The following is a 10,977-nucleotide window of genomic DNA, read 5'->3' as shown; positions in this document are numbered from 1 at the left end:
CCTCCTGCTTCAGCTTCGCTGCCAGCTCCTTCGACTCCATGCCCACGCGCTCCTCCTGCTTCGAATCGAGCGCTCACCTCCGCACGTCATCCTCCTCCCGTCACGACGGGGGCGGGCGAGGAGTTACCTTCCAACTGCCGAACTGCTCCCGAGGCACGTCGCGCCAGGGCGCTCCGGTGCGCAGCACCCAGAGGATTCCGTCGAGCACTTCGCGGTGGTCCTTGTTCGGTCGGCCCCGCGCGGGTTTCTGGGGCGGCAGCAGTCCTGCCAGCCGCTCCCATTGGGCGTCCGTCAGCTCTCCTCGGCTCATGCCCTCCTAACACCCGGCTCCACTCGAACTATTTGCGGACACGTCCTAGGCACCTCCCTCATCGCGCCACAGGTTGGGCCGGCTCGCGAACAGCTCCGTCAACCAGTCGATGAAGACCCGCGCTCCGGCGCCCAGCTGACGTGTAGGTGGGTAGACCAGGAAGAGGGGCCGGGGTTCGGGCCGCCAGCCGTCCAGCACCCGCACCAGCTCTCCTGACGCGAGGTATGGCTCCAACACGAAACGCGGAGCGAACATGACGCCCAGGCCGGCGAGTCCCGCGGCCAGGTACGCATTGGTTTCGTTGAGCGTGAGCAGGCTTCGACCCTGGACCTCCAGCCGCTCGCCCTCGCGAACGAAGACGAGGGGAAGCTCCTTGCCGCTCAGCGACGAGAAGTAGCTGACCACCGCGTGCACCGGGCCCGCCAGCTCCTGCGGGTGGAGGGGCGCGCCGTGGCGCTCCAGGTAGCGGGGGGATGCGCACAGCCAATAGCAGAGGTCGCCCAGGTGTCGTGCCACCAGGGACTCGTCCTTCACCGGTCCTCCGCGAATGGCGCAGTCGACGTTGTCCGCGAGGAGGTCCACGACGCGATCGCTCACGCCCAGCTCGATGTGAATCTGGGGGTAGCGCGCGTAGAACGACGGCAGCGCGGGGATGAGCAGCAGCCGGGAGATCGTCCCACTCGACTCCACCCGCAGGCGCCCCCGGGGACCGCGCCGTGACTGGGACAGCGTGGCTTCGAGTTCCCGCACCTCGCCCAACAGGCGCAGGGCCTGCTGGTAGTAGGTCATGCCTTCCGGGGTGACCGTCACGCGGCGCGTGGTGCGGTGCAGCAGCTTCACGCGCAGGTGCGCCTCCAGCTGTTGGATCAGCCGGGTCACCGCCGCCTTCGGGCGGCCCAACGCGTCGGCTGCCTTGGTGAAGGTGCCGGTCTCCACCACGCGGACGAAGGCTTCCATCGCCGTGAACGTGTCCATCTTCCACCTCCCGCTCCGGATTGTTTCAGCGGTGAAACGCAGTGTGCGAAGTGCTCCCGTTTATCCCAGCGGAGGCGGGGCGTATCTCATCGCGCATGACAACTCCCCTTGCTCGCGGTGCCTTCCTCGCTGTCTCTCGCGCCCTCACCCTGCTGGTGCTGAGTGGTGCTCCCCTGCTTCCGTCCGCCGTCCACGCCGCCGCGCCCCAGGTCCGGACCCAGGCCCCCGGGTTCCATCGGATGATGCTCGGCGACTTCGAGGTCACCGCGCTGTCCGACGGCACCGTTCCCCAGACCGTGAGAGAGGTGGCGACGGGCACGACGCCAGGGCGGGTGAAGGAGCTGCTCTCGCGCGACCACCTGGAGGATCCGGTCGAGTTGTCCATCAACGCCTTCCTCATCAACACCGGCACCACGTTGGTGCTCGTGGAGACGGGCGTGGGGAGCTTCTTCGGCCCTGGCGTGGGAGGCCAGCTCCAGCAAAGCCTCCAGGCGGCGGGCTACCGCCCTGAGCAGATTGACGTGGTGTTGCTGACGCACATCCATTCCGACCATTCGGGTGGGCTCATGTCCAAGACGAGCCGGGCGTTCCCCAACGCCATCCTCCGGGCGCACGCGCGAGAGGTGGGCTTCTGGCTGGGTCGCGATGACCGGGCGAAGGGAGCGGTGGACCCGAAGTTCTTCGAGGAGGCACGGGCGATGGTGGGGCCGTACCAGGACGCGGGGAAGCTGAAGACGTTCGGAGATGGGGACGCCATCGTTCCAGGCATCCGGGCCATCCCCACCCCGGGACATACGCCGGGGCACAGCGGCTACGTCGTGGAGAGCCGTGGAGCGCGGTTGCTCCTGGGGGGCGACCTGATGCACTTCGGCTCGGTGCAGTTGCGCGAGCCTTCGGTGACGGTCTCCTACGACGTCGATGAGCGCGCAGCCGCGGCACAGAGGGCGCGTGCGTTCACGGAAGCGGCGAAGCGCGGCGATCTGATCGGCCTGGCGCACATGCCCTTTCCGGGTCTGGGCCGGCTGAGTGCGGAGGGCAAGGGCTACCGGTGGATCCCGCTCAACTACAGCTCCGGCCAGCGCTGGGAGGGCGCGAAGGTCAGTGCGGAGTGAGCGGGTTCCGTAACGAGGCAAGGACAAGCCCAGCCACCCGCTGGGGTGACTGGGCTTGTCCGGTGGAATCCATGCCACGGCGTGATGAGGGGGACGCTACTTGCGCTGGAGCAGGGTCCTGATGGCGCTCAGGATCTTGTACTGCCGGAGGTTCAGCTTGGCCAGCCAGCCTTCCACCGGGTTGGGCGTGGGCGGCTCCTCCAGCGGGTGCTCGGCGCGCGGGTTCGTCAGGCAAAGGAACTCGCAGATTTGAAGCAGGTCCTCGGGAGTGAAGCCGCTCTCGTATTTCGAGACATCGGACGGCTTGGTCATTTTCTCCTTCAGCTCCTGCGTGAGCCTCGTGAGCTCTTGCTGCGTATCCAACTGGAAGGTGGCCCTTCTCGAATCCATGGCGTGCATGCTGTTGAAGGTTTCGGTTTGCCGGGCCTGGAATTGCTGGAGCTGTTCGGAGAACCTGGGTTTGTTGCGTGAGGCCGTATTGGGGAAGCCGTTGTTGCGGGCCGTGATGTAGGGAGGCATGGAGGCCTGGCTGACGCCCACCTTCAGCTTCCGGTCGTAATGGATGTACTTCCCCACGCGCGTCGGCGGCTCGATGAGGAGGATGCGCTCATAGCCGATGCCGGTCTCGTGCCAGGCCACCATGCGCTCGCCGCCGTAGCTGCGGTCCTCCTCCATGTACCGCACGAAGTAGCCGAGCAACGCCAGCGCCTCCATGTTTCCGCTCCGCATCCCCAGGTGCCGGACGTCGCACACGCGATGAAGCAGCTCGTAGAGCTGGTATTGCGCCACGCGCTTCCCGCCGGAGAGCTCCTTCCAAGCAGGCTCCGTCCAGAACTCGGTCAGGTCGAAGCAGCGCGGCTCCCCGTAGTAGGACTCCAGGCTGCGGCAGATATCACCGTATTGATACTTGCGGCTGAACGTGTCCTTGACGCCTTCATGCAGGATGGGTTTGTCGCCCGCGATGATGACGCAAAAGCCCAGCTCCGCGGCCAGCCACGCCATCTGCGCCATTCCCTTGAAGCTCGTGTCGTGCTCGGGGTGGTACTCCCCCTTCTTCCCGGTGAAGCGGCTCCAGAGGATCAGCACCCTGCGCTTCTTCAGGGAGTCGAGCGAGCCCACCCGGCGGTGCAGGAAGTCGAGGATGGCGCCCTGCTTGCGGAGCTTCTCGACGGCAAACCCCCGGCGGATGGTGTCGCGGTTGTCCGATTCGGAGCTGTTCGTTCCTCCTTCCTTCTGGAACCGGTCGCTCAGGAAGTAGGTGCCCATGTTGTAGGGCGCGAGCCAGCAGAAGAGCCGCTGGCTCCTCATGAGCTCATAGCCGCTGTTGCTGAAGGCCGTCCGGTCGAAGCATCCCCTGGCGGTCTCGGCGAGCCGGACCCGCTCCCTGCCCAGCAGCTCGCTGAAGAAGCTGTACATCCCCGCGCTGTGGTCCTGCTCCGGCTTGTCGTCCTTGAAGTGGACGACGACGTTCATGTTCCGCTTGAGGAGCGCGCTGGCCCCGATGCCGAACATGTCGCCGCTGGCGTGTCCTCCAATGACGCACGTCACCGGCAGTTGGGCCCAGATGGTGTGCTGGACGTCCTGGATGAACCGGTAGTAGCCCTCGATCGCCCGGAACCGCAGGTCCGAGTCCTCTTCGAACTGCGCCAGCATCCGGGACAGGAACGAATCGGTGTCGTGCTCCTCGAGCTTGAGCTCGAAGATGCGGAGCAGGTCGCGCACGAAGTCGCTCGCGATCTGGCGGCGCGCATCTCTCCGGGTGCCCCAGGACTCCAGCTCGGCCCACCACTCCATCTGGTCCAGGCTGTTGCCATCCATGATGTCCGTCAGCCAGAGGTCCACCAGGGTTCCCAGCAGTGTGTTGGTGCAGAGGTCCTCGTCCTCGGCGGCCTGGCGGATGATCCTGAAAGCTGCGCCCGGAACGACTGCTTCGAAACGACGTCCTCGCCCCATGCCTCTTCCATGTCTCACCTCGTTCCTAGTGTCGGCTCCGCCGCGCGGTGGTCGCGGTCCAGGCAGAGCATCGTCGCTGCTTCCCTTCGCCCGTTCCCGAGAGGAAGATCGCAATCCAGGGTGGGCCGGAAGCCGCGGCCCTTCAGGAGTCGGAGCGCCCGCTCATTGTCGTGCTGACAGCGAGCGTACAGCCTGCTCAGCTCCAGGCCCTCAAAGGCCCGGCGCACGGCCTCCTCGACCGCCGCCCGTCCGTAGCCCCGGCTCCACCAAGCGCGGTCGATGAAGAAGGCGAGCTCGGCGTGGCGCCGTGACGCCTCGACATGGAACAGGCTGCACACGCCCAGCAGTTGTTCGGAGTCCTCCGGGTGGACCGCGAACGAATGGGCTGTCCCGGCCCGGTGGGCCCGCGAGCGGACCTCGATGAAGTGGCTGCCGAAGTTCTCCGGCGCTGGCATCGGGAGGCCCGCGGGAAACGCGACCTCCGGGTCGCTGACCAGTCGCTGAAGGTCTTCGGCGTGGCGCTGCGTGAGCAGCACGAGCCGCACAAGGGGGGCATGGGCGGGCATTACGGAGGGCGCGGAGAATACCGGAGGTGGCGCTGCCGCATCCATCCGAAGCCAGCTCCAGCCCCCCGGATTGCTCCCTTCCCCGCCGCTTCCTAGGATTTCGACCTTCGCCGCCTCCCCTCTTCTCAAGGAACCCCGCCATGCATTACACGCGCAGGAACATCTCCGAGTTGCTCGAGACCGTGCAGGGCAGCCCTGACGTCATGGGCTTCTGGACGTCAAACTTCGCCGGCTCCGCCTTCACCCTGGTCCCCTCCCCCGGAGGCATGATCTGGCAGGACATCTACGCGCCCAGCCGCCAGATCTGCGAGGACGGCATCCCGTACGGCACCGAGGACGGCATGAACAATCACTGCGGCGGCACCGGCTACTGACGTTGAAGTACACCGGCCCGGCCCAGCTCCGGGAGTGCACCAGCATCACCCCGTGGAAGCGCCGCAGGGAGCCGCCCGTGGGCTCTCATCGAAGGAACCTGTCCTTCTCCCAGCGAGCCTCCCTCGCCTAGCCTCGTCCAGATGCGATGCGGATCCCATCGGTGGGCTGCTTTCGGCCCTCACCTGACCATTGAGCATGACGTACCTCGCTTCGTGAGAGAGGCGTGCAGGGTTGCGCTGGTCGCGGCCCTCTCCTTCCCCGTCGTTGCTCTCCTCGTGCCCTCCCTCTGGAACGCATGGCAGGCATGGGCCATGGCGCTCCTCGCCTGCGGGTGGGCCGCCCACCAACTGACGTCCGACTGGAAGGTGCTGCTCAACAAGGAAACACAGCTCTTGAAGCTGCGGTCCGGTGTCGGCGTGTTCTTCTCCGCGAACACGCATCCGCTCGAGTCTTTTACGTCCGTGGCCCTCTCTCCCCGCGGCAAGGCGGCTGGGGGAGGCTCCAGCGACTGGGGATTCTACTCGGTGGAGTTGAAGTCCCCGACACGAACCGTGGCGGTGTCGGGGAGTAACGACCGGGAAGAGGCGCTGGAGCTCGCCCAAGCCCTCTCTCGTTTCCTGGGCGTTGATTTGAGTGTGGACGGCGGACATGCGCGCCCCGCGGACGCCCGTCTCGATGCAGCGCCACTTGAACGCGAGCAGGCGCTACCGTCACTCCCCCCAGGCAGTCGTATCCGGGTCCGGCAGAGTGCGCAGGGTCTGGTGTTGCAGCTGCCAGGCTGCGGCTGGAGGCCCCTGTTCGTAGTGAAGGCGGGCATCGCGCTTGTCATCGCGGTAGGTGGGCCCACCGTCTTCGGGCTGGCCTGGGTGCGCACGTACGGCCTCCGACAACTCACCTCCGCGGAGCCGCTGATGGCCCTCGCCGTCTTCCTTTGTCTGGGAGGACTCCTTTTGTGGAGTGTCATTCGGGAGGTCAATATGGGTTGGTCTCTCGCCGCGTCCTCACGGGGGATTGAGCATTCACGCACCGGGGGCGGGAAGCCGCGAGAAGCCACACGACTCCCAGCGTCGCAAATCGAGGACATCGACCTGCGTGAGACGGAGGAAAAGCTCTTCCGGAGCTTGACCGTCGTCATCGAGCACAAGAAGGGCTTCGTGCGGATGGGGGCGGGGCTGTCCCGAGAAGAACTCGAATGGACGGAAACCATGCTGCGCCGAGCGCTGGCGACCCGCCGGGGGCCGCGCGACGATGGCGACTCCACTCTCTTGCTGTAGTCCGCTTCATCGGCCTGCGGGACGCCCGCAACGTGGACGTTGATTTCTCAGACGAAGTCAGGGGGCCGAGATAGGCCTGCCCCCAGGGGCCGGATGGGCCAGAGCCCATCCGGCCCCGTTGAGGCTCAGGGCGAGCGGAACCAGCTCGCCGTGAAGCTCCCGGAGACTTCCGTGAAGGAATCGGGCCCCGTCATCGTGATGGTCGTAGGAGTCGGCAGAGGATACGGCGCAGGACTTGCGCAGACTCCTGACCCACGGTGGTTGCGCGTCCCAGTGTAGGTCCCGGCAGTGGAGCCCGGGGTCAGTCCCGAGAACTTCACATCACTCGTCCGCCAGCAGCCATCTCCGTTGTTCGACATGATTCCGGAGCCACTGCTGTCAATGGTGAAGCAGCCAGGCCAGCTCGCGTGGCACCACTTCCCCACCAACGGATCCGTCGAGGAGAGGACGGCCGCCTTCTGGGCCGACAGGTCCGTCTGCTCATCCATGGCGCCGCCACAGGCCGTGAGGCAGAGGACTGCGAGGGCCGCGAGCGCTGCTTGTCTATTCATCGGGTGTCTTTCCTTGGAAGATCGGCTTGAGGTAATTGCCATTCTTCAAGGCCCCACAATAAATGGCAAGCAATATGGGTGGCCCTGCGGGTCTGGCCTCTGGTGCAAGGGCATGCCGGCCTGGGGTGCGGGCACACCCAGGGATTGGCGAAGATGCCGCGGAACCTCAAGGAGGGGCTCCCACGGGCTTCCGTGGAGGTGCTCCTGAAGAGTGGCCGCGTAAGGCGCCGCCGTGATCCCGGCCGCGGGCCCGCCCCAGCCGAGGACCTGCGAAGGCACGGCGTGTCGCCCCACCATGCGTCGTTGCCGCGGGGGGCGTCACATACACAACAGCAATCCAAACACCGCCAACAAACGTTTCCGCCTCCAACAAAACCCATCCACACTTTTCCGCCTTTTCCCCAATGGTTTACTCAAAATTCGGAATTATCATCCGCTCACCCACTCCACACTCGGAGGTAGCGCCATGATGAGCCGTATGAAGTGGTTGGTCGCGCTTGGCAGTCTGATGTTCGCGGCGGGCTGCGGGCCCTTGGAATCCGAGCAACCCCTCGACACAGCACCGTCCAGTGAGATGCAGGCCGAGGAAGCGCCCGGCATGAATGACACCCACGCAGCCGCTGTCACCTGCCCGCAGAAGTGTCAGAACCAACGCAACAAATGCATCTCTGAGTGCTCCCCCACCAGCTCGGCATGTATGCAGGGTTGTCGCAATCGCTACGAGATCTGCATCCTCAATTGCTGAGTCCTGCTACCGCCTCTTCCCTGGCCGGATGGCGAGCGCTCATCCGGCCCTGGGGCGGTTCAGTGCAAGCAGCCCCCGCTCGACGTGAAGCGGCAGGAGACGTAGGAGTGGACAGAGCGCGCCAGGGGGGCATCAGACCCGTTGCGTGCCTCGGATCGCCTGCTATAACGCCCGCGACCTTTCGACCCCGTAGCTCAGTTGGATAGAGCGGCGGTTTCCTAAACCGCAGGCCACAGGTTCGATTCCTGTCGGGGTCATCGCCCTGCTTGCCAACCTCTTGGAAGCAGGGCGTTTTTTTGTGCTGAGGCGCCCGCTCAGGGCCGCGACTCGCCGGCCAGCGCCGCGCGGTGGATGGCCACCCAGAAGTCGGCGGCCCGCCGGGCCCCTTCGAACAGCGGCTCCGGGTGCCCGGCCCCCAGCGCCGCGCAGAGCGCCTGGGCCCGCGCGCCGTGCTCCAGGTCCACGTCGAGGTGGACGAGGATGAAGCGCGCCTTCGTCCGCTCCAGCCCGAGCCGCCCCAGTCCCTGGCGGGCCTCGCCTCCCAGGTGCCGCGCCACGCCCTCCAGCACGCGCAGCGCGCCCAGGAAGGCGAGCTGCCGCTCCGGCCCGATTCCCTCCCAGAAGGCGTGGAAGTCGGCCACCTCGCGAGGCGTGTCGGACGAGGGCTCGCGCCCGAAGGCCGCGAGGTCCGCCTTGGCCAGCAGGTAGTGCGACTGCTCGTCCTCCGCCAGCTCCGCGAAAAAGGCCTTCAGCTCGGGGAGCGTGGCGCGCTCGGCCGCGAGCCGCAGCCGGTCTCCGCTGCGCCGCGTGTAGTGGTACATCATGTCGAGGAACGCCACGTAGCGCTCTGGCGTCACCGCCGGCAGCCAGCTCGCGACCTGCCGCGCCATCCCGACGGCGAGCGCCTCCAACTGCTCATCAATCGACGACATCCTCAGTCCCTCCGGTCCGAAAGCAGCGCGCCCAACGTCCGCCGGGCATGCGCGAGGTGCGGCGCCGCCCGCTGGGGGGGCAGCTCGTCCAGGCGCACCACGCCCGCGTCGAGGAACCCCTCCCCACCGAGTCCCCGTCCACAGGCGGTGGGCACCGCGCGCAAATCCACCGGCTGGAGCACGCCCCGCGCGTCCCGGGCGAGCGCGAGCTTCAGCACGGCCCCCGTCTGGCACGCCAGCGTGGGCATGATGCTCAGGAAGTTGCCCAGCGAGTACGCGATGAGCCCCATCCGCGCGGGCCCGCCCCGGCGCACCTGCGTGGGGCAGGTGGCGTCCGCGCCGTCGATGGACACCCACTCCACCGGCTGGAGGACATGCGGCGAGGAGCCCAGGAGGAGGTCCGCCCCGCGCTCGATGAGCCGGCAGGCGTGCTCGCGCTGGAGGGCCTCGGGCCAGTACTCGTACTCAAAGCCCCAGTGCGGCATCAGCACCACCAGGTCCGGCCCCACCGCGCGAGCGGCGTCGATGAGCGCGCCCAGCCGCTCCCAGTCCGGCGCGTGGAGGGGGCTGCCCAGCCGCGTCACCGGCACCCCGGCGGGCGGCGCCCCCACGAGGTGGTTGATGTCATACGTCACGGCGGCGATGCCCATCCGCACCCCGCCCACCTCCAGGGCGGCCACCGCGTCCTCCGGCCGGGGGCCTCCCACGCAGCGGTGCTGGGAGGAGGCCAGCACCGTCCCCCGGGTCCGCTCCAGCCCTTCGGCGCCCTGGTCGAGCGCGTGGTTGTTGCAGAGGGAGAAGACGCGGTGGCGCGCCGTGCCCTCCCAGGCCGCGAGGTAGTCCGGCGGGGCGTTGTAGTGGAGCGTCTCGTAGACGAGCCGGGGCACGGGCCGCGCCGGGTCCACCGGCGTCTCCAGGTTGGCGAAGGCCACCGCGTCCCCCGCCATCACCTCACGGACTCCGGGAGAGAGGGCGCGGTGGAAGCCGCTGCGAATCCACATCATGTCGCCCACGGCGCTCAGCCGGAGCTCCGGCGCGCCCGCGTGCCTCCAGCTCCCCGAGGCGAGGTGCCGGGCGACTCGCGCGAAGTGCTCCCCGGTTTCGGCCGAGCGCGGCTCCGGCAGATGCAGGAGGCTCTTGGTGATGTAGCGCAGGTTGAGGTCCCACCGGGACAGCGGCCAGCGGCCGTCCTCGTAGCGGATGTCCGCGTACAGCCGGCGCAGGGCGTTCATGGGCGCTTTCGCTCCAGGGTGACGAGTCGCACGTCCTCCTCCACCACGATGGGGCCGGCCAGGAGGGCCCGCCACATGACGTGGAGGTAGCTGTCGAAGACGGGGGCCCCGCGCGCGAGCAGCTCGGGGCGCAGGCGCGCGTGCAGCCGCGCGAGGTTGTAGCCGGGCACCCGCGGGTAGAGGTGGTGGTCCAGGTGGTGGTTGAGGCCGTTCCACAGGAAGGTGACGAGCCGGGTGCTGCGCACCGTCGTCGCGGTGTGGAAGCGGTCGCCGCGCCAGACGTTGGCGTGGTGGTCGGAGATGGACTTGAGCCCGTTGAGGGGGCTGGCGAAGAGCACCGGCAGCAGCCAGCACTCCACCGCGCCCCCGAGGAGCCCGTGGCCCGCCAGGAGCCAGAAGAGCAGCGCGTAGAAGGCCCCGTAGCCGAGCAGCACCCGCGCATGGCGGCGCAGGCGGGCGGCGTCGAAGTGCTGCACCGGGTAGAGGACGTTGAAGTAGACGAGGCTGAGCGGCAGGCCCAGCAGCACGGTGGCGTAGAAGAGTGCCCACAGCCCGGGCGAGCGGCGGCCCGCGTTGTAGGCGTCAGGGTCCTTCTCGGTGCGGTTCCAGCGGTGGTGCGCGAGGTGGTCGTGCCGCATCGGCTCGTAGGCGATGCCCACGAGCAGGCTGAGCCCGTTGCCGAAGAGGCGGTTCTGCCAGGGCCTCGGGAAGAGGGTGTCGTGCCACGCGTCGTGGTCGAGCTGGATGAGCCCCATGACGCCCTGGGCCGCCAGCAGCCACAGGGGCAGCTTCAGCCAGAAGCCGCTGACGTGCGCGAGCCCCACGCCGGCCAGCCCCCACACGCCCAGGTGGAGGGCCGCCATGCCCAGAGCCCGCGCGGGGCGGATGCGCAGCAGCTCCACCAGTTCGTCGCGGGAGGGGCCTGGCCCGGCGGGGGCAGCGGGTGAAGCGG

The 10,977-nt window shown here is 67.8% G+C and carries 9 protein-coding genes, 1 tRNA gene and 1 pseudogene; 4 read left to right on the top strand and 7 right to left on the bottom strand.

The window, feature by feature from the left end; all coding sequences use genetic code 11:
- Positions 1 to 130: 130 nt before the first annotated feature.
- Both D7Y15_RS39480 and D7Y15_RS39475 read right to left on the bottom strand, forming a co-directional pair.
- Positions 131 to 310, bottom strand: a pseudogene (locus D7Y15_RS39480) (transposase); the annotation flags it as partial.
- Positions 311 to 355: 45 nt separating this feature from the next.
- Complete coding sequence (locus tag D7Y15_RS39475; RefSeq protein ID WP_121755786.1) at positions 356 to 1,285, bottom strand: LysR family transcriptional regulator; 930 nt, start codon at positions 1,283 to 1,285, stop codon at positions 356 to 358.
- A 95-nt stretch (positions 1,286 to 1,380) separates the two neighbouring features.
- Between D7Y15_RS39475 and D7Y15_RS39470 the strand changes: the two genes are divergently transcribed.
- Positions 1,381 to 2,397, top strand: a complete 1,017-nt coding sequence (locus tag D7Y15_RS39470) for an MBL fold metallo-hydrolase (protein ID WP_217276247.1) — start codon at positions 1,381 to 1,383, stop codon at positions 2,395 to 2,397.
- Positions 2,398 to 2,493: 96 nt separating this feature from the next.
- On the opposite strand, the gene D7Y15_RS39465 is transcribed toward D7Y15_RS39470, so the two are convergent.
- A complete protein-coding gene (locus D7Y15_RS39465; protein ID WP_121755785.1) occupies positions 2,494 to 4,350 on the bottom strand; it encodes a hypothetical protein in 1,857 nt (618 codons plus the stop codon).
- A 14-nt stretch (positions 4,351 to 4,364) separates the two neighbouring features.
- Positions 4,365 to 4,886, bottom strand: a complete 522-nt coding sequence (locus D7Y15_RS39460) for a GNAT family N-acetyltransferase (RefSeq protein ID WP_158629194.1) — start codon at positions 4,884 to 4,886, stop codon at positions 4,365 to 4,367.
- Between the two features lie 170 nt (positions 4,887 to 5,056).
- On the opposite strand from D7Y15_RS39460, the gene D7Y15_RS39455 reads away from it, so the two are divergent.
- From D7Y15_RS39455 to D7Y15_RS39440, 3 genes are all read left to right on the top strand, one after another.
- The gene (locus tag D7Y15_RS39455) at positions 5,057 to 5,290 is read left to right on the top strand and encodes a hypothetical protein (protein WP_121755783.1); all 234 of its coding nucleotides are present in this window, start codon (positions 5,057 to 5,059) and stop codon (positions 5,288 to 5,290) included.
- A 312-nt stretch (positions 5,291 to 5,602) separates the two neighbouring features.
- Positions 5,603 to 6,565: a hypothetical protein gene (locus tag D7Y15_RS39450; RefSeq protein ID WP_148712988.1), complete on the top strand. Its 963-nt coding sequence runs from the start codon at positions 5,603 to 5,605 to the stop codon at positions 6,563 to 6,565.
- Between the two features lie 1,479 nt (positions 6,566 to 8,044).
- A tRNA-Arg gene (locus D7Y15_RS39440) sits at positions 8,045 to 8,118 on the top strand.
- Positions 8,119 to 8,175: 57 nt separating this feature from the next.
- Here the strand turns inward: D7Y15_RS39440 and D7Y15_RS39435 are convergent.
- From D7Y15_RS39435 to D7Y15_RS39425, 3 genes are all read right to left on the bottom strand, one after another.
- On the bottom strand, positions 8,176 to 8,793 hold the full coding sequence (locus D7Y15_RS39435; protein ID WP_121755781.1) for an iron-containing redox enzyme family protein: 618 nt from the start codon (positions 8,791 to 8,793) through the stop codon (positions 8,176 to 8,178).
- 2 nt (positions 8,794 to 8,795) lie between these two features.
- Complete coding sequence (locus D7Y15_RS39430; RefSeq protein WP_121755780.1) at positions 8,796 to 10,025, bottom strand: CapA family protein; 1,230 nt, start codon at positions 10,023 to 10,025, stop codon at positions 8,796 to 8,798.
- The coding region (locus D7Y15_RS39425; protein ID WP_148712987.1) for a fatty acid desaturase at positions 10,022 to 10,977 on the bottom strand (956 nt) is incomplete at its 5' end. The genes D7Y15_RS39425 and D7Y15_RS39430, both read right to left, overlap by 4 nt.

This window comes from Corallococcus sp. AB030 (assembly GCF_003668965.1).
GTDB lineage: Bacteria > Myxococcota > Myxococcia > Myxococcales > Myxococcaceae > Corallococcus > Corallococcus exiguus.
This window is presented reverse-complemented; position numbering and strand designations above follow the sequence as displayed.